This is a genomic window from Mucilaginibacter sp. HD30 (genome assembly GCF_054061755.1).
The window spans coordinates 1,416,520-1,435,025 of sequence record NZ_JBSSEO010000001.1; the positions used below are offsets into that span (position 1 = coordinate 1,416,520).

24 protein-coding genes are annotated in these 18,506 nt (G+C 40.7%); 12 read left to right on the forward strand and 12 right to left on the reverse strand.

Annotation, left to right across the window (positions count from 1 at the left end; genetic code table 11):
- Nucleotides 1–12: 12 nt before the first annotated feature.
- The 5 genes from hemF to ACVW2L_RS06970 all read left to right on the forward strand — a co-directional run bounded on the left by hemF (nt 13) and on the right by ACVW2L_RS06970 (nt 6,418).
- Nucleotides 13–924, forward strand: coding sequence for an oxygen-dependent coproporphyrinogen oxidase (gene hemF, locus ACVW2L_RS06950; RefSeq protein ID WP_457127240.1), 912 nt, complete (start codon nt 13–15; stop codon nt 922–924).
- A gap of 1 nt (nt 925) precedes the next feature.
- The gene (locus ACVW2L_RS06955; RefSeq protein ID WP_457127241.1) at nt 926–1,321 is read left to right on the forward strand and encodes a hypothetical protein; all 396 of its coding nucleotides are present in this window, start codon (nt 926–928) and stop codon (nt 1,319–1,321) included.
- 141 nt (nt 1,322–1,462) lie between these two features.
- Nucleotides 1,463–4,033: a DNA gyrase subunit A gene (gyrA, locus tag ACVW2L_RS06960; protein ID WP_457127242.1), complete on the forward strand. Its 2,571-nt coding sequence runs from the start codon at nt 1,463–1,465 to the stop codon at nt 4,031–4,033.
- 4 nt (nt 4,034–4,037) lie between these two features.
- Nucleotides 4,038–5,144, forward strand: a complete 1,107-nt coding sequence (locus tag ACVW2L_RS06965; protein ID WP_457127243.1) for a tetratricopeptide repeat protein — start codon at nt 4,038–4,040, stop codon at nt 5,142–5,144.
- Between the two features lie 8 nt (nt 5,145–5,152).
- The gene (locus tag ACVW2L_RS06970; RefSeq protein WP_457127244.1) at nt 5,153–6,418 is read left to right on the forward strand and encodes a tetratricopeptide repeat protein; all 1,266 of its coding nucleotides are present in this window, start codon (nt 5,153–5,155) and stop codon (nt 6,416–6,418) included.
- A gap of 96 nt (nt 6,419–6,514) precedes the next feature.
- Here ACVW2L_RS06970 and ACVW2L_RS06975 read toward each other — a convergent pair whose 3' ends face one another.
- Nucleotides 6,515–6,757, reverse strand: a complete 243-nt coding sequence (locus ACVW2L_RS06975; protein WP_457127245.1) for a hypothetical protein — start codon at nt 6,755–6,757, stop codon at nt 6,515–6,517.
- Nucleotides 6,758–6,878: 121 nt separating this feature from the next.
- Here ACVW2L_RS06975 and ACVW2L_RS06980 point away from each other — a divergent pair, with 121 nt between their 5' ends.
- The 4 genes from ACVW2L_RS06980 to ACVW2L_RS06995 are packed head-to-tail and all read left to right on the forward strand — an operon-like array spanning nt 6,879 to nt 9,862.
- Nucleotides 6,879–7,373, forward strand: a complete 495-nt coding sequence (locus ACVW2L_RS06980; protein ID WP_457127246.1) for a DUF4442 domain-containing protein — start codon at nt 6,879–6,881, stop codon at nt 7,371–7,373.
- On the forward strand, nt 7,351–7,815 hold the full coding sequence (locus tag ACVW2L_RS06985) for a GNAT family N-acetyltransferase (protein ID WP_457127247.1): 465 nt from the start codon (nt 7,351–7,353) through the stop codon (nt 7,813–7,815). Before ACVW2L_RS06980 ends, ACVW2L_RS06985 begins: the two co-directional genes overlap by 23 nt.
- 4 nt (nt 7,816–7,819) lie before the next feature.
- Entirely contained in the window at nt 7,820–8,443 is a 624-nt protein-coding gene (locus ACVW2L_RS06990) for an AlbA family DNA-binding domain-containing protein (protein WP_457127248.1), read from the forward strand.
- Nucleotides 8,444–8,476: 33 nt separating this feature from the next.
- Nucleotides 8,477–9,862: an MATE family efflux transporter gene (locus tag ACVW2L_RS06995; RefSeq protein WP_457127249.1), complete on the forward strand. Its 1,386-nt coding sequence runs from the start codon at nt 8,477–8,479 to the stop codon at nt 9,860–9,862.
- Here ACVW2L_RS06995 and ACVW2L_RS07000 read toward each other — a convergent pair.
- From ACVW2L_RS07000 to ACVW2L_RS07015, 4 genes are all read right to left on the reverse strand, one after another.
- Nucleotides 9,859–10,761, reverse strand: a complete 903-nt coding sequence (locus ACVW2L_RS07000) for a histone deacetylase family protein (protein WP_457130183.1) — start codon at nt 10,759–10,761, stop codon at nt 9,859–9,861. The two genes, ACVW2L_RS06995 and ACVW2L_RS07000, sit on opposite strands and share 4 nt — an antisense overlap.
- 94 nt (nt 10,762–10,855) lie before the next feature.
- Nucleotides 10,856–11,458, reverse strand: coding sequence for a DNA-3-methyladenine glycosylase (locus ACVW2L_RS07005; protein ID WP_457127250.1), 603 nt, complete (start codon nt 11,456–11,458; stop codon nt 10,856–10,858).
- On the reverse strand, nt 11,455–12,108 hold the full coding sequence (locus ACVW2L_RS07010; RefSeq protein ID WP_457127251.1) for an alpha/beta fold hydrolase: 654 nt from the start codon (nt 12,106–12,108) through the stop codon (nt 11,455–11,457). Before ACVW2L_RS07010 ends, ACVW2L_RS07005 begins: the two co-directional genes overlap by 4 nt.
- Entirely contained in the window at nt 12,101–12,583 is a 483-nt protein-coding gene (locus ACVW2L_RS07015; RefSeq protein WP_457127252.1) for a GAF domain-containing protein, read from the reverse strand. The genes ACVW2L_RS07010 and ACVW2L_RS07015 overlap by 8 nt, the downstream gene beginning before the upstream one ends.
- Nucleotides 12,584–12,671: 88 nt before the next feature.
- Between ACVW2L_RS07015 and ACVW2L_RS07020 the strand changes: the two genes are divergently transcribed.
- Entirely contained in the window at nt 12,672–12,920 is a 249-nt protein-coding gene (locus ACVW2L_RS07020; RefSeq protein ID WP_457127253.1) for a hypothetical protein, read from the forward strand.
- A gap of 330 nt (nt 12,921–13,250) precedes the next feature.
- Here ACVW2L_RS07020 and ACVW2L_RS07025 read toward each other — a convergent pair whose 3' ends face one another.
- A complete protein-coding gene (locus tag ACVW2L_RS07025; RefSeq protein ID WP_457127254.1) occupies nt 13,251–14,549 on the reverse strand; it encodes a glycoside hydrolase family 28 protein in 1,299 nt (432 codons plus the stop codon).
- A 729-nt stretch (nt 14,550–15,278) separates the two neighbouring features.
- Between ACVW2L_RS07025 and ACVW2L_RS07030 the strand changes: the two genes are divergently transcribed.
- A complete protein-coding gene (locus tag ACVW2L_RS07030) occupies nt 15,279–15,590 on the forward strand; it encodes a hypothetical protein (protein ID WP_457127255.1) in 312 nt (103 codons plus the stop codon).
- Nucleotides 15,591–15,828: 238 nt separating this feature from the next.
- On the opposite strand, the gene ACVW2L_RS07035 is transcribed toward ACVW2L_RS07030, so the two are convergent.
- Nucleotides 15,829–16,155 (reverse strand): hypothetical protein, encoded by a 327-nt coding sequence (locus ACVW2L_RS07035; RefSeq protein ID WP_457127256.1) that lies wholly within the window; start codon nt 16,153–16,155, stop codon nt 15,829–15,831.
- 296 nt (nt 16,156–16,451) lie between these two features.
- On the opposite strand from ACVW2L_RS07035, the gene ACVW2L_RS07040 reads away from it, so the two are divergent.
- Nucleotides 16,452–16,826, forward strand: a complete 375-nt coding sequence (locus ACVW2L_RS07040) for an SPW repeat domain-containing protein (RefSeq protein WP_457127257.1) — start codon at nt 16,452–16,454, stop codon at nt 16,824–16,826.
- Between the two features lie 73 nt (nt 16,827–16,899).
- Here ACVW2L_RS07040 and ACVW2L_RS07045 read toward each other — a convergent pair whose 3' ends face one another.
- The 5 genes from ACVW2L_RS07045 to ACVW2L_RS07065 form a co-directional block, all read right to left on the reverse strand.
- The gene (locus tag ACVW2L_RS07045; RefSeq protein ID WP_457127258.1) at nt 16,900–17,028 is read right to left on the reverse strand and encodes a hypothetical protein; all 129 of its coding nucleotides are present in this window, start codon (nt 17,026–17,028) and stop codon (nt 16,900–16,902) included.
- 65 nt (nt 17,029–17,093) lie between these two features.
- Nucleotides 17,094–17,327 carry a hypothetical protein gene (locus tag ACVW2L_RS07050; RefSeq protein WP_457127259.1) on the reverse strand — a complete coding sequence of 78 codons (234 nt, stop codon included), beginning with the start codon at nt 17,325–17,327 and terminating at the stop codon, nt 17,094–17,096.
- On the reverse strand, nt 17,327–17,596 hold the full coding sequence (locus tag ACVW2L_RS07055; protein ID WP_457127260.1) for a hypothetical protein: 270 nt from the start codon (nt 17,594–17,596) through the stop codon (nt 17,327–17,329). The genes ACVW2L_RS07050 and ACVW2L_RS07055 overlap by 1 nt, the downstream gene beginning before the upstream one ends.
- 97 nt (nt 17,597–17,693) lie before the next feature.
- Nucleotides 17,694–17,930 (reverse strand): hypothetical protein, encoded by a 237-nt coding sequence (locus ACVW2L_RS07060; RefSeq protein WP_457127261.1) that lies wholly within the window; start codon nt 17,928–17,930, stop codon nt 17,694–17,696.
- 26 nt (nt 17,931–17,956) lie between these two features.
- Nucleotides 17,957–18,484, reverse strand: a complete 528-nt coding sequence (locus ACVW2L_RS07065; protein ID WP_457127262.1) for a DUF4142 domain-containing protein — start codon at nt 18,482–18,484, stop codon at nt 17,957–17,959.
- Nucleotides 18,485–18,506: the final 22 nt, after the last annotated feature.

Here is an 18,506-nt window from a genome sequence, read left to right on the forward strand (position 1 = left end):
ATTTTTGCGCCGATGATAACTAAGGAACAGATAACGGCCGATTACCAATCTATTCAGGACGAAATATGCCTGGCGCTGGAAGATTTAGATGGCAAAAGCAAATTTGAAGAAGAAATTTGGGAACGCGATGGCGGCGGTGGCGGAAGAACACGGGTTATTCAAAACGGGAACATCCTTGAAAAGGGAGGCGTTAATTTCTCTGCGGTTTACGGTACGCTGCCCGATGTGATGAAAAAAGCCCTCAAGGTAGATAGCGATGATTTCTTCGCAACTGGCGTGTCTATTGTTATTCATCCTAATCATCCGCTGGTACCCATCATCCATATGAATATACGGTACTTTGAAATGCCATCTTCAATGGCCGGCGCCGAGCCTGTACGCTGGTTTGGTGGCGGAATTGATCTTACACCGCATTATGTTTTTGAGGATGATGCGCGTTATTTTCATCAATCGTTAAAAACCGTTTGCGATAAATTCAATGCAGACTTTTATACACGTTTTAAAACTTGGGCGGATGATTATTTCTATATAAAACATCGTGAAGAAACAAGGGGTATAGGAGGTATATTTTATGATAAACTTGTAGATAACGAACATATAAGATTGGAGACGATATTTGAGTTCTCCAAAGCTTTGGGTAGATCATTTGCACCAACTTATATTGAATTAGTTAATCGCCACAAAAACGAAACATTTACCTGGCAACAGCAGTTATGGCAGTACCTTCGCCGCAGCCGTTATGCTGAGTTTAATTTGGTGTATGATGCGGGTACTAAATTTGGATTGGAAACTAACGGCCGTATCGAGTCAATTTTAATGAGCCTACCGCCCACCGCAAAATGGGTGTATAATTATCAGGCCGAAGCCGGCAGCGAAGAAGAAAAAACACTTTCGTTATTAAAAAAAGGCATTAACTGGGTATAGTATGAAAAAAATGATCTTTGCAATGGCAGCATTGCTCGTTTTTTCTTCGTTTGCTCCGGTATCATCATTAAGGGGTACCTGGCGATATGCAGGCGGAATAAGCAGTGGAAAAAAATATGCTGCGCCCGATGGATTTTCACAGCAAAGAAAATACACCAAGGATAAATTCGAGGCTTTTTTACTGGAAAAAGGAGAGAAGCCATTAAGATATGAAGCGGGCAACTATTCGCTCAAAAAAGATTCGTGTTTTGAAACGCAAACTTACAGTTTAGAGCCTTCGGTTTTAACCGGAAAAACTACCCGCTATCATTACATTATTAAAAATGATACTCTTTTTTTAAAGGGTAAATTACCTAATGGAATTGAAGTTGAGGACTATTGGAAAAAAGTAAAATAGATTAGATAAACACCCGTTTATATACCTAATTTGTTACCAATTTAGATAAGATAAACCAACTATTTTCTTAACTTCGCAGGTCGTATGAAAAACCGTGCTGCGCACCCTAAATTTATAGAAGAAACTTTCTAACAAAACAAAATGGCTGAAGGAACAGAGAACGATAATAATCAAGAAGATAAAATAATTTCGATAAATATTGATGAAGAAATGCGATCGGCCTACATTGATTATTCAATGTCGGTTATCGTATCAAGAGCCTTACCTGATGTACGCGACGGTTTGAAGCCGGTACACAGGCGCGTGCTTTTTGGCATGCTTGATCTTGGCCTCAACGCCAATAAACCCTACAAAAAATCGGCCCGTATAGTAGGTGAGGTGATGGGTAAATATCACCCGCACGGCGACTCGTCTGTATATGATACCATGGTGCGTATGGCGCAGGATTTTAGCCTTCGCTATCCCCTGGTGGAAGGACAAGGTAACTATGGCACTATTGACGGCGATAACCCTGCGGCAATGCGTTATACTGAGGCAAGGTTGGAAAAGATTGCCGAAGAGATGCTAGCCGATATCAATAAAGATACTATTGACTTTCAGCTCAATTTTGACGACTCGTTAGAGGAGCCGACCGTTTTACCCGCAAAATTCCCCAATCTGCTGGTTAACGGCGCATCTGGTATTGCAGTAGGCATGGCCACCAATATGGCACCGCATAACCTGCGCGAAATTATTGATGCAACTATTGCTTTAATAGACAACCGCAACATTGAAGTAGGCGAGTTGCTACAATATGTAAAAGGTCCGGATTTCCCTACCGGTGCCATAATTTACGGTACAGAGGGCCCGCGCGAAGCGCTTGAAACAGGCCGTGGCAGAATTGTTATACGTGCGCGTGCAGAAATTGAAACTTATGGCGGTGGTGACCGTGAGCGCATTATTGTTAGCGAAATACCTTACCAGGTAAATAAAGCCAACATGATTGAGCGTACTGCCGATCTTGTAAACGAAAAGAAACTGGAAGGTATTTCTGCAATCCGAGATGAATCTAATCGTGAAGGTATCCGCATAGTTTATGAGATCCGCCGCGATGCTAATGCAGCTATTGTATTAAACAATTTGTTTAAATATACGTCGCTGCAAACGTCTTTCAGTGTAAATAACATAGCACTTGTGCATGGGCGCCCTATGATGCTTAACCTGAGGGATCTGATCCATCATTTTGTTGAGCACAGACACGAGGTAGTAGTGAGGCGCACCAAATTTGAGTTGGCCGAAGCTGAAAAACGCGCGCACATTTTAGAAGGTTTATTAATTGCGCTTGATCATCTGGATGAGGTTATTAAACTTATCCGTGCATCGCAAACACCAGACGAGGCACGCGAAGGCTTGATAGCCCAGTTTGGCCTGTCTGACCTGCAGGCGCGCGCCATACTGGATATGACGTTGCGCAGGTTAACCGGACTTGAGCGAGACAAAATAAAAGATGAGTATGAAGGCTTAATGAAGCTGATAGATCATCTTAATACAATACTTAACGATGAAGGTTTGCGTATGCAGATCATCAAAGATGAGTTATTGGAGATAAAGGAAAAATACGGCGACGAGCGTAAAACCGAAATAGTACACTCATCAGCCGAAATGCAGTCTGAAGACTTTATTGAGGATGAGGACGTGGTTATCACCATATCGCACGAAGGTTATATAAAACGTACACCGTTAACTGAATACCGCAGGCAGGGCAGAGGTGGCAAAGGATCATTGGGCAGCAATAGCCGCGATGAAGACTTTATTGAGCACCTGCTTATAGCATCAAACCACAACTACATGCTGTTCTTTACAGAGCAGGGTCAATGTTTCTGGTTACGTGTGTTTGAAATACCTGAAGGATCACGTACATCAAAAGGCCGTGCCATTCAGAATATTATTAATATCCCTAAGGAACAAAAAATAAAGGCATACATAAAAGTGGTGAATTTGAAGGATAAGGATTATCTGGAAAACAACTTTATTATTATGTGTACCCGTAAAGGTGTTATCAAAAAAACATCTTTAGAAGCTTACTCACGTCCACGTGCCAACGGCATTAACGCCATCAATGTAAATGACGGAGACTCATTATTAGAGGCTAACTTAACCAGCGGCACCAGCGAGATAGTAATGGCGCTAAAATCAGGTCGTGCTATTCGCTTTAATGAATCAACAGTAAGACCGATGGGACGTACAGCTACAGGCGTTCGTGGTATTACCTTAGATGGTGAAAATGACGAGGTTGTAGGCATGATCAGTATTGATAATCCGGAAACAACCGTATTGGTGGTATCAGAAAAAGGTTATGGTAAACGTACGGATATTGACGATTACCGTGTTACCAACCGCGGTGGCAAGGGTGTTAAAACACTTAACGTTACTGATAAAACCGGGGAGTTAGTTGCTATTAAAGGTGTTACTGATAGCGAAGATCTAATGATCATCAACAAATCGGGCATTATAATACGTATTGCGGTGAGCGAGTTAAGGGTAATGGGACGTGCAACACAGGGTGTGAGATTAATTACGCTTAAAGGTAATGATGAAATTGCTTCGGTAGCTAAAATTGAGCGCGATGAAGAAGATGCGATTGAAAATATTGAAGCAAACGAAACAAGCGAAAACAATACCAGCGACGATAATGTTGAAAACAATGATAATCCCGGCGAAGTAACGGAATAATATAATGAGGGTTCGTAAAATCATTTTTTCGGTTTTACTGATAGTGTTTATCACACCAAATGCCTTTTGCCAGTCGGAAGTGCTGAAAGGTGTGGTAAACAGCCTTGCCCGTTACAAAGAGCACAAGGAGTTAAAATATCTTGCTGCTGCAAAAAAGTCAATAGACAGTCTGTTCACAGTCAACAACGATTCAACAAATTTTGAAAAAAACGTGTATCTGGCCGTTGTAAATAGTTCAGTTTTATTTGTTGATTCTCTTAATACGCTTAACCAGCCACCAAATCTGTTAGCCAGAACTACAAGGCTGGTGGATAGATTGACCTTTACTCGCAAAAAGACCGTATTTAATAAAGATCTGTTGTTTGCAACTACCTGCCTTGCCAATGTGCATATACGCTATGCTTTTAACTATTTGGTAAAATCGGACATTATTAACGCCCAACAGCAGTTTTTAATGGCAAAAAAATACGCTCCAACCTTTAAGCAACTTGATGCGTACCTGGCGTATGTAAACGCAAGTTTAGGTAATTTACCTGCCGCTGCAAGCTTTTATGACACCCTGGCTGAAGATATTTCTGCGGATCACGTAGAAGCGGCTTCGGCGGTTTACAAAGCCGTGGGTGATACAACAAAGGCACTAAAACTATTAGAACGTTTTAGAAAAACATCCCCCGAAAAGAGTTTTATTCTGCTTGATGCGGCCAATATTTACAACAATAAACAGGATTACACCTCGTTAGAACCATTATTGCCTGGTTTGCTTGATATTAATCAAAATAACCCGGATATTGTGTTTGTTGCCGCTAATTGCTACGATAGACTAGGAAAATACGACAAGGCAGAACAATTATACCTTAAGGCAGTTGATTTGAACGGTGCTGCCTATGATCCCGCGTTTAGTTTAGGTGTATTGTATTTAAAAAAGAGCGTACAAAAAGGTGGGAGTGCAGACAGATATTTAGCGTACGCTACAACATGGCTTGAAAAAGCTACTGAAATTGCACCTAATAATATAAGTTGTTTAGAAGTATTGCGCTTGTTATACACGCAAACCGGAAGTAAAACCCAATTAGATAAAATAAATAATAAATTAAAACAGTTAACCAATTAGTAACTAAAATGAAAATAAGAATTTTATTTGTTAGCGCCGGCCTTGCAACTTTGTTAGCGGCACCGGTATTTGCCCAAAAAGGCGAACTTTCAAATGCAAAAAGCGCATTTGAAACTTATGATGCCTTAAGGACAGCAAACGACGGCCCCTTGGTAAAAAGCTCTCTTAGCAAAGCTAAAGTCGCTATTGATAAAGCCAGTCAAAATGACAAGACATCAACATTGCCGGAAACACAGGCTTTAAGAGCAGTTATTTATGCCCATACAGCCATGGCCGACTCGATAGAATCTACGTCCGCCCCAATCTTTGCTGCGGCGGAAGAAGCTTTAATTAAGGCGAAGGAGCTGGACACAAAAAAGGAAAACGAAAAATATTTTACATCTGCCGAAGCTGCTCTTGCGCAAAGCAGATTAAATGCCGGTGTTTCTTTTTTCAGAGACAAAAAATTTGACGATGCTTACAAGGCTTTTGATACAGCTCAGAAATATTCGAAAGGGGATACATCATCAATTTACTATGCAGGTATTTCGGCTGCTTCCGCAAAAAATTACAAAGCAGCTATTGATCAGTATAAAAAATTGCTTCCCCTAAATTTTTCTGAAAAAGACAAAATATATCTAGACCTATCTTCGCTTTACTTGTCAGAAAAAGACACTATCAGTGCCATGAATATCGCTGCAGAAGCTGTTCAAAAATATCCTACAAATACGGAACTGCGAAAAAGAGAGATAGAAATATCTTTACAGACAGGAAAAGTGCAACAAGTTCTGGACAAAGTTATGGCAGCTATAAGTAATGACCCTAAGAATAAAACGCTATATCTGTACGCAGGCTTAACTTATAGCCAGGCTGCTGATGTAAACGCTGCAAAGATTTCTAAGACAAAAGACGCTGCATTGATTGCATCGCTTCAAAAAGAAAAAGCAGACAACTATGCTAAAGCTGCTGACATGTATAAAAAAGCAATCGAGATAGATCCAAATTTTTTCGACGCTGTTTTAAATATAGGTTATGTTACTTTAAATCCGGCTATTGATATTTACAACGCTGCGCAACAATTGCCCGGCACCAAGCAAAAAGAATACGAAGCTGCGCTGGCAAGATCAAAAGCACAGTTTGACGCCGCAAAGCCTTATCTGGAAAAGGCAACTGAGTTACAGCCCAGCACTGTTGATGCCTGGAAGAATTTAAAAACCTATTATATTGGTGTTCAGAATACTGCGAAGGCTAATGAAATACAAAAAAAGATTGACGAACTGGAAACAAAAAAGTAGAAGAGAAGCATAAAAATTTAAAGCCTGCTTATTCAGCAGGCTTTAAAAACATTTCTTTACTTAACATAATGTTAATTATGAGAAATAAATTCTTTATTATTGAGGGGTTGTTGTTGAACCTGGTGTCGAACTTGGTGTTGTTGAACCGGGAGTTGAACTTGGTGTTGTTGAACTTGTATCCCTCGGTGTAGTTGAACTCGTATCCCTTGGAGCTGTCATTGATGGACTATCAACTGCAGTGGTATCTGAACCTGTGGTTTCATTTACGGAACTGCAGCCCGCTGCAATTGATCCGATCATTGTCGCGACTAATGCGAAACTTAAAATTTGCTTTTTCATAGGATTTTAGTTTTTATAATTATCAATTAATCAACCAAATACAATAACCGTTCCTAAAATATATTTCTAAGCATTTTATAATTTTTATAGTTTAAACATATTTTTTGCATATTTAGCTGTAATGTTAATTTCGGCCGGCCTGTTAAAATGGGCATTGCGGTTTTATCCGCCTCTTTTTTTTCAGCGAATTTGGGTGGCAAGTATTGCAGAAAATTTTACTGGTTTGAACATAAAGATCAGTAAGAGCATTCTCAACAGCAATTATAACCGCTCTATATTTGGCGGAACGATATTTTCTGCGGCCGATGTTTGTTATCCCGTGTTATTCCATCAGTTGTTAAGCCATAAAGGTTATAAAATTGCTGTCTGGTCGCGGTCAGCACAGATACGTTTTCTTAAAAAAAGTGATGATAAAATTAATTTCACCGTTAATTTATCTGATGGCGACATTAAACAGGCAGAACAGATTTTGAATGAACAGGGGAAATATAATAAGGCCTACCCTATTATTGTTTATAATAAGAATGGTGATGTTTGTGTTAATATGATGTGCGAGGTTTATATACGTAATTTAAACTTTAAAAAAAGCCAAAATGAGGAAAGTGTACATGAATGATGAGGTGTTCATCGGGAAGGGTTTTTATATTTCTACGGATAACAGCCTGCTTGATATCAATCTTATTTACAATTATCTGGATGAAGATTCCTATTGGGCCACTGGCATATCGTTTGATAAGGTAGAGCGTTCTATTAAAAATTCCCTTTGCTTTGGAGTATACCTTAACGAAATACAAATAGGCTTTGCCCGTGTAATAACAGATAAAGCCACGTTTGGGTATCTGGCCGACGTTTTTATACTCCCTGAGTTCAGAAAGCAGGGACTTTCAAAATGGCTTGTTCAGACCATAATGGCCCATCAAGACTTACAGGGTTTACGCCGCTGGAGCCTGGCTACCGTTGATGCACATGGTCTTTACGCCCAGTTTGGTTTTACAGAAATCACGAATCCTGAAAGATGGATGCAGATATTTACGCCTTACAAGGTTGCTGAAAGTTGAACAGATGAATGTTAAAAAACAGATCTTTGAAGGCGAAGGTGTAACACTCGACTTTAAGAAAACCATTACCAGCTGCGAGAAAATTGCCCGCACGATGGTGTCGTTTGCCAATAATAAAGGCGGGCGGCTGCTTATTGGCGTTGCTGACGATGGTACTATTAAAGGTGTAAAATCTGAGGATGAGGAGCGTTATATGATTACAAAAGCGGCACATATATTCTCTCGGCCGGCCCTTGAACCACGCTTTGAAGAAGTGTATGTTGACGATAAACTGGTTTTGATAGTCGATATTGAGCAAAGCACTTTAAAACCACATGCTGCATTAGCAGAAGACGGTAAATGGTGGGTATATGTAAGAATAAAAGATAAAAGCGTTTTGGCAAGTAAAGTGGTGGTTGACGTATTGAAACGCTCTGCTGATACAACCGGCGTTTTTATTTCCTACTCAGAAAAAGAAAAAACACTGCTGCAATACCTGGAGACCAACCAAAGGATAGATGTAAAACAGCTTTGCGACCTGATAAAAGTTGGCCAACGCGCCGCCCAGCGCTTGCTGGTAAACCTGGCCCTATCAGGAATAATAAAGATCCATACTTCCGAAAAGGAAGAATATTATACCGCCGCATAATGTTTACTTTTGCGAACGTTTGCTGTTTGCAAAATGAAGATCACCTTTAAAAAATATCGAAGCCATTACCGGGATAATCTAACTTTAGCTATCCCCGTAGTTATTTCGCAGTTGGGCCATACCTTGGTTCATGCGTCTGACAGTATAATAGTGGGGCATTTTGCAGGCACGGTAAGTCTGGCAGCGGTATCACTGGCCAGCAGCATTTTTGTTGTTTTCATGGTGATCGGCATAGGCATCTCCTACGGCTCAACACCGCTGATAGCGCAGCACAATGCGCGCGGTAAGTTTAGGGAGTGCGGGTTGCTGTTATCTAACAGTTTGTTTATTAATATTTTTGCCGGCATAATACTTTTCTCTATTATTAGCGTGGGCTCAGCCTATGCGCTTGATCATTTGAAGCAGGATCCTGAAGTTATAATGCAGGCCAAACCTTTCTTAATATTGTTGGGTGTGTCTATCATCCCAATGCTTGTTTTTAACACATTTAAGCAGTTCGCAGAGGGTTTGGGCTTTACTAAACAGGCCATGCTGATATCCATATGGGGCAACGTGCTTAACATTTGCCTGGGGATAATATTTGTTAAGGGCATGTTCGGTATAAAGCCAATGGGCATTGTTGGCGTAGGTTACAGCACGCTTATTGATCGTTGCACAATGGCTATTGTGATGGGCATCTATGTATTTCGCTCAAAATACTTCAAAAAGTACCTAACCCATTTTTCTGTTAAAAATATTGACTGGCGCAGATGTCGCGAAATATTGGGCATTGGCGGACCGGTTGCCTTGCAATATGCTTTTGAAGTGAGCGCTTTCAGCGGCGCGGCTGTAATTATCGGCAGTATAGGGCTGGTGCAATTAGCGGCGCATCAAATTGCCATTAACCTGGCTTCAATCACTTATATGATGTCAAGCGGACTTTCGGCCGCAGCTACCATCAAGACGGGTAATTACTTTGGTGTCAGAGATCATTCCGGGCTACGAAAATCTGCAAATGCCAGTTACCACGTTGTAATAGGCTTTATGATATTAACGGCTTTGTTTTTTACGTTTGGCAATACAGTTTTGCCATGGATATATACTTCAGATAAGACAGTTATATCGGTTGCGTCACAGTTGCTTATTATTGCCGCCATGTTCCAGTTATTTGACGGAACACAAGTAATAGGCCTTGGTATACTACGCGGCATGAGCGATGTGAACATACCCACTTTTATTACATTTTTTGCTTACTGGGTATTAGGATTACCTTTGGGTTGGTTGCTTGGGATCTATTTAGATTGGGGAGTTTCGGGCGTGTGGTATGGCCTCACATTAGGATTGTTGGCGTCGGCAATTTTATTATACATTAGGTTTAAGATCATCAGCAATAAACATCGCCAGGCCGACCGCGCCGCATTTATAGCCGCAAAAGATTAAAAGTATAAGTCGTTGGCTACTTTAAAAGTTGTACAGTGAGCATCCACAATATCTTTAATATTAGGCGAGTACCCACCTCCCATACTTACCTGCACCGGGATATTGTTAGCCAGCGCCGTTTTAAAAACAAATTCATCCCGCTGTTTGCAAGCAGCGGCACTCAAAGCCAGTTTGCCAAGTTTGTCAGTTTGCAATACATCTACACCTGATAAATAAAATATAGAGTCAGGCTGATGTCGGCTGATCAATTCGGGCAGGGTTTCTTTCAACAGGCCGAGATACTCATCATCCCCCGTATCATCCGGTAATGCAATATCCAGATCAGACCGCTCTTTTCTGTAGGGGAAATTATTGGCTCCGTGCATTGAGAACGTAAACACCCGGGGATCATTTTCAAAGATTTGGGCTGTACCATTGCCTTGGTGCACATCTAAATCTATTATTAAAATAATGGAGGCTAAATTATTATTCAATAGATAGTTAGCTGCAATACTTTGATCGTTTAACATGCAAAAACCTTCGCCCCAATTAGTGCCCGCATGGTGCGTTCCTCCAGCCACATTAAAGGCTATACCATGCTTTAAAGCGTGCACAGCGCCATCGATAGTTCCTTGTGTTATGCGTCGTTCACGCTCCACCAACAGATCCGTTAACGGGAAACCAATTCGTCTTTGCTCCTTTGCGGGCAAGGTCAAATCTCTTAGTTGCATCCAATATGATGACTCATGAGTATCCAAAATGACGCTCTCCGCCACCATTTCAGGTCTGAACAGCATGTCTTCCGTTATCACACCCTCATACAGCAATTGCGCCGGGATCAATTCATACTTCATCATCGGAAAACGGTGGCTTTCCGGCAGCGGATGGGTGTATATAGGATCAAAAGCTATTTTAAGCATGAATAACGAGATGTGAGCAGCTTTCTGTCTTGCAACGGGCGTAGACAAGGATTAAAATAGATAAGCGTTTTAAAAGCACCTTTAGCATGTATTCCTATTTGTTGGGCTTGCTAACGTAAACATCGCCCTTTAGATAAAAACGGTACGGCAAAAGCGCATCTTCCTTAGCATAGGCAACGCCAACACGGGGTACAGCAGCTACATATTCGTCAGCAAAGCTCAAACCTCTGTCTTCTAACCAAAGCGTATCGCTCAGCAAACTTATACCATTGAGTTTTCTGTTGATACCAAATGCCTGAGCAACAGAACCAGGCCCGGCAGTTATGTTTGGCTTAATAGCCAACATGTTTCGCCGGTATAACATGGGCTCCAAACCTTCTGTTGGATGAACAGCCCGGATAAGCACCGCACGCGGATCGCCTTCTACGGACGCAACAACATTAAACATCTCATGTATGCCGTAGCATAAATAAACGTAGGCAACGCCGCCAGCCTCAAACATCGTTTTTGTTCTGGGGGTTAACTTACCACCGTAGCTATGTGCTGCTTTATCTAAAACGCCATTATAGGCTTCTGTTTCAACAATATATCCTCCACTAATTACACCATCAATATAAGTAAACAAATACTTGCCTAACAGTTCTCTAGCTATTGTTACTACATCTTCGCGCTGATAAAAAGACAGGGGCAGTTTCATTTTTTACGCAGAATTCCTTTTAATATTTTGTTGATCTCTTTTGCCTTATCAAATATCATAATGTGCGTTCCGCCTTTTACAATTGTAGCACCTTTAATCAGCCTGTAATTAAAAACACGGTCATTGTCGCCGGTTATATGGTAAACGTTTGGCGGAATAGTTTTATTTTTCCATTTCAACACTGCACCCATGGCCCATTTCAGAAACCCAGGCGACGTTTTACTCAGCATATCCTTAAATAGCCATAGCTGTTGCGCCGACATTCCGCCGAATACCGGCCGGATAAGACCACCTAAATGCGTAAACACTTTACCGGGGACAATCCTGTAAAGCGGTATCATTTTAAAAAATGAGAAATAGGGCGGCGCTTCATCAATTGTTTTAATGCTCGATATCAGAATAACTTTATTCAAAGGTATCAGCTTACCAATCTCAATCGCCATCATTCCGCCTAAGGAATTTCCAATTACTATTGAATTATATGTTATATTGTGTTGCTTAATAAGCCTTTGTGAATAAGTAGCTAAAGTGTCACTTGCATCTGGTTCTATCCAATCTACAGGTATTACCTCGTCATCATCGGGCAGTTCTATGTTGTTATAGATACGGGTATCTGCGCCCATTCCAGCTATTAAAAAAATCTTACTCATTAAAGCTGATCAGTTGTAATATTTGACTAAGATATCTTTCGTCTACGTTATCAAAATACGCCAGGTGCTCGCTGTCAACATCCAACACTCCCATTACTGCATTGTTTTTAAATAACGGAATTACGATTTCTGAAACTGATACTGAACTACAGGCGATGTGCCCCGGAAATTCGTTTACATCAGGCACAATAATAGTTTGCTGCTGCTGCCAAGCAGTTCCGCAAACCCCACGACCTATTTTAATGCGCGTACAAGCCACCGGACCTTGAAACGGACCCAACACAAGCTCATCGCCTTTAATCATGTAAAAACCCACCCAAAGCCACTTAAACTGCTCCTTTAAAGCTGCGCAGATATTGCTAAGGTTGGCTATAAGATCTGTTTCGCCGTTTATCAGCGCTTCAATTTGAGGAATGAGCGACTGATATTGCTCCTCTTTGCTTAGTGATATACTTATTTGTAAGTCTTCTGCCATAATAACAAAGGTAGTTAGACCTTGAGCAAACTAAATAAGACCAATATCATTTTTAAAAATTTATTTTAGCGGTATTAATAAAGGAAAAATGAGAGTAATAGCAGAGCTGCCGCACCCAGATTTTAAGATCTCCATCTTCAGCATGAATCAAAAATTTATTGTGAAGATAGAGCGGGGGATACTGGAACAGAGTTACAAAATATCCGAAATGGATATTACCGACGGCGTTAATAGTGTATTTGAGTTATTGGATGAAGAATTTTTAGCGACGGTGACTGCTCGTTTTAAAGAAATGGGTAGCGATTTTAAAGCAGCGTATAATAGATATAATTACTAATGTATAAGTAATTGAAATTTAAGTTCTTATGTTTTATGTATCTGTCAAACAAAATTATATTTGGCAAGGCTTGCTTGTATTTAAGCCAAATACTTGCAACAAAATATAATTCTGTTTTAAACGATAAATATGTATTATACAAGTAGTTAAATAAACTTATCGGTATAATTTATTTAGTTAAGTTACTCATGTGTTATTTGGAGCGATAGCGAGAAATTTATACGTTTTGTAAGCGAAAGGATTAGCCGTTGGCTTAGTTCTCTCACTGCGTTCACTATGAATTATCTCGCTTGGAGCGAAACTATCTCGCTATGCTAATGAGTGGCATCTTTAATTAACAATATTACTACCGTCAGTTATTTCGTACTTCGGTTTAGATCCATCAGTTGTAACAACATTTATAAATTTAAAATTAGCTGCGTCCTTTATAACAATTCTTGCATCTTTGGGCATAAGTATATTTTCAAAAGTTACATCATTAAGATGGTGACCGGCTTGTTTAAATCCGTTCAGATCCATAACAGATTGCCGTAGATTCGCCTTTGACAGATCTATATTACGGAAGGCGAAATGTTCAAAAATAGGCTCGTTAGCCGCGGCCTGTCCGTCGTTATTGTAGCCGAGCTTGGAATAAATGGTTATCCTGAGCAGTTGGCAATCGGCAACGGTAACATTGCGTACATAACCTCCCCGCTCCTTTGTGCCCTTTATCTGCATACCATATAGCAAACTGCCTGTTTTGCAATCCTGCACCAGTACGCCATCTACTCCGCCAGACATTTCGCTTCCTATTGAAATACCGTGACCCGCAATAAAGTTGCAGTCAGTTATGCGCACATTGGTAGTTGGGCGGGCTATCTTATCTCCTTCTGGATTTTTGCCCGATTTTATGGCGATACAATCGTCGCCGGTAAGAAACGAGCAGTTAAAGATGTAGCTGTCGTCAGACGAGTCGGGATCAATGCCATCACCATTTAGCAAAGTGCTGGTGATGGCAAGATCATGGCAGGTTACACCTTTGCTGTAAATATAGTGGATTGTCCAACAAGGCGAATCTTTAATAGTAAGGCCCTGGATATCCACGTTCTGGCAATTCATCAAACAGATCAACCGCCCACGGCCACGTAAACCCGACTTCGCTATCATCGCTTTGCCCAAGGGATCGCCCCCACCGCTTAGCGTACCTTCGCCTTTAATGGTCAGCTGCTCTACAACGTAACCACCCTTGCTGTCCATTTTGCCTGCGTTGAGCAAGCTGGCATACGTGTCTAACTCCCAGCCTTCAAAACGGTTTTTAAAAAACGGCAGATAATCCGCATCGTTGGTACTTCCTTTAAGCGTAGCACCTTTGGCTATGTCAAAGGTCATTTTACTTTTTAAGTACAGGGCGCCGCTTATAAATGTACCGGCGGGTATTAAGACTGTCCCGTTTGCCGGGCAGGCATCAATTGCGGCCTGTATAGCTTTGGTGTTTAAGGTAGTGCCATCGCCCTTAGCGCCGAATGTAAGCACATTAAGTATTTTGCCTTGCTCGGTTGTTTTGAACTTAACAGACAGACCCAGGGTAGTAAGTTTCCCATCCTTGCTTTCCGCGCGTACATCGCAGTTGTAACTGGTTAAGGAAGACAATTGCTCAAACGGTAATTACACCGAGTGGATGTAGCTACATCTTTTTTATTAACAATAAGATGATAACGAACAATATTTGAGCTGTTAGCGGGCTTGTCCCATACCACGGTAGCAGATGTAGCACCGATGGTACCAGGCGCAATCAATATTTTTTTTGGTGATTGTGCAAATACCGGTGCTGTTAAAAATAACAAGGCTAAAAGGAAAGGTAGTCTCATAAAGCTGTAATTGGTTTCAACTAAAGTAATTATTATCTCGTCGAAAATATTGGTCGTAGAGAATTTGATAATTAATTTCAGCGGTGGCCTATGCTGTATAAATTGATGGCGTTACGCTAATTTAAAAAATTATTCAAACACGCCGGGTAAACTTATTTCGGGACAAGTCACGTGCGAATGCTGGTCTTTTGTGTTAAATAGAATTCTTTAGTACACTACACTCCCCTACCTTCATTCCATTCAACAGGTATTATCAACGCTTGGGGAAGCAATGCTGGCTAAAATAAAAAACATGCGTGTAGCCTAAAGTAGCCGTTATATAGCTGTATGTATAGCTAATGAGTGCTATTAAGCTAATGGCATACTTTTCGCAATCCATTTTATATATAAATTATATCGCAATGGAAAAATTAGACTTAACCACCGTAATCTTATTGAAAGCCAACGATCTGGAACTAAAAGAACTATTGTTAGCCGAGTTACAAACCCTACGTTCAAAAAAAGCTGCCTAATGAAAACATACAAAGCTAACGCCTCTGTTATCTATACTGATGCTAAAGGCCACAAGATAGATACTTTCGTAATTTTTGATACCGATAATAATACCGGGCTTACCCATATTAATCATGAAAACTTAAAGGTTTTTGCTAATGAATTACAAATTCATCCAAAAACAGTCGGTGATTATCATATGCCACTAAACGACGCGTTCAGTTTTGAAATGTTAAAGAAACTACGCGATAAATATGCCATTATAGATGCCGCGAAGAAACCGGCCGTTAACTCGGTACCACACTTAACGCTTTTGGCAAAAGCTTCCTAAATGATTTTGACTTCTCTTTATACATACTCAAGCCCTGTTGCGCCAAATTCGACAGGGCTTATTTTCGTAATCCGGATTTTGATTTATATCAATGGTTTTCTCGTTCCGTGCCCAGGAATCGCATAAGCATTACTTTTCTATCGACTTTATATTAATGACTTAACGACAGGAAAAGCACGGTCAGACGCTGCCTTAAGTCGTTAAAATAACCTGAATTGCAGATAAGGAACTCCTTAACTTAAACGGCGATTTTTAAATCGTTAACATAAGGCAACACAAACATCGTGTTTTCAAATGCCCTGAAATGGACGATCAGGTGGGTATGATCGTCAAAAAAAACCTCAACATAAAACTGGTGCAGGTTATACAATCTGATGTAATACCTCTCCGTTAGCCTATCAGCCAAAAATGTACCTTCAAGCACCAGTTCGGTTTTTTGTTGAAAGCTGCAAGCATTGAAAATATCAGAAGTCATATCATCACTTGTTTTACGTTGATAAACAAACTGATGCAAATGCTGTGCCCCTCTTGATACATAGCGATTAACGCGCAAGTAGTATTGCATTTCGACTAAAATTTTGTACATGTGGTGTACAATCTTGTTATTATGAATATGCAATCTTCACCATATAGAATGTTAAGGTAAATCGTCTTATAGGGCGCTCAGACTTTTTAATTATAAGTAGCAATGCGGTGCTGCAGTTTAAACATCGCAAACGTTGATTTTTTTTTGATAAAAAACGCATCTACAACGTATTTCTAACAATTCTTAGCCGGAAAATAACCTAAACTTCGCACAAGCAAAATGAGGCATACCGTTTGACGCCACATCAGTATGGTTACACTTAAAAACTAAACGTTATGAAATTTATTAGTAGACGAACCCACGCAGTATTAGACTACCTTGTGGGTATTTTATTAATAGCAGCACCCTGGCTGCTTGGCTTTTCTGATAACAACGCGGCAACCTGGTGTGCGGCCGGTGTTGGTATCGTTACCCTGCTGATGTCGGCAATAACCGATTATGAGGGAGGGCTGATTAAGATACTCCCCATGAGCGCGCATTTAACTATGGATGTAATTACCGGCATCTTTTTGGCGGTTTCGCCATGGCTGCTTGGTTACAGCGCAAGAGTGTTTTTACCGCATCTAATTGTGGGCATTATGGAAATTTTAGTGGTACTTTTTTCTCAAAGAACATCACAACATTCAGGGTCAGTGCGCCATAGTTTTTAAGCCGAAGATAATGGCAACAAAAAATTTTTTTAAGATTCCACAACCAATCAATTGGGTTGTGGAATCTTGCAATTTAATCTTTATCCTTTTCCAGTTTCTTTTTCTGCTGCATCGGTTTGAAAACCTTTTCTATAACCTGTATTACCGGGTTCCCGTCGGGTTTTTCCTTTTTCTGGTCAATACCCATTACCGCAGATGACATGCCGTCCAGTGTACATTTCCATATCAGGCCGAAGAAAGACGTTCGCGGGTCGCGTGTAACTAACGTTAATGGGCCTTTTTTTTAAACTTGCCATTACCTTTAGGATTATCATTAGGCATAACAGCATTGGTAATAAACGACAAGAAACCGCGCTTTTTAAGGGTATCAGTATCCTCGTCCCGCTTAAGTAGATTGATTTTTAGGTCCTTAAAATACAGATCAATGTTGCCCTTAGCGCCGGTTGTGGTAGCATAAATGTACATATCCATTTGATTGACGGTACCCGGTTTGACTTGCATCAATCCGAGCGGAGCAGACAAGGGATTAAGTGCCTTCGCATTGACGGCCCGCATATATTCAGGTTAAATTGGTCGTACTTTAATTGATATAAGCCATTGCTGCTTTTGCTGATAAATTTCTTTAACCGGTCTGTAAGAAGCGGCTTAACTATTTTGCTACGTGGGTTGGCCAGATCCTTCTTGAAAAAGTACCATCCGCTGGTAAGCAGGGCAGCTACCAACGCCACACCTACTGCAAACCACCACCATTTTTTTGCCGGAGATGCCATTACTTGTTTAGTTTATTATAGCAGATAATAATGGCAATACCGGGCTGTAGCTGTAAAAAACATTGGCAGCATACAGCACCGGTAAATGCCTACATCACTATTCGCTACCCATGGTTTTAACAATTTTGTTATAAATACCAAATAGGAGGAACGGGGCTACCCATTGGCCAAAAAAGAGCGCTTTGTCGTCTTTTTGGGTGATTTTAAAAAGCAGGGAAACGCCCATTGCAGCTACGGCTGCTCCCAGATAAAAATCTGATGGTAATTTTGCAGTTTGATTTTCTATGGCTTTGGTCATTTCGCCTTCGCCGTGTTGTTGATTTGTTGTTTCCATAGTTGTTTCTATTGAAGGTTGCTGATTTATTTACCTACTTTGTTTTGCAGTTGTTGTGCGTGTTCTAAGTGCTCGTTTAAAGTGGGTAATTTGGCTGATGCAAAGCCGCGTAAGTCGCCGTCCGGCACACCAATGTTGCTTGATGCTTCCTGAAACAAGGTAATTGTTTCCATGTGCGAAGCAAGCATCATAGCAGCATACTGTTTGTCAAACGCCTCTCCGCTTAATCCTGCCAGCATGTTAAGCTTGGTTTGGTGTTTTTCCATCATTGCTCCCGGAATGGTTAAACCTTTTTGGTTGGCCATTGAAGCCATCTCTGTCGCAGCGGTACCGTGGTCTGTTACCATGTGGTTGCCGTATGCTTTAACATCGGCATTTACGCCTTTCTGCACCGCCAGGTTACCGGCTTCAATTTCAAACATGTTGCTGCTTGACGCCTGTGTTACAAATGTTTGATTAGCCATTTGATAATTGTTGTCTTTTTTACAAGACGTGACTAAGCTGACAAATACTAAAAATGCCAGACCGATTAGAATTTTTGTTTCCGTTTTCATAAAAATAGATTAATTTTATTAA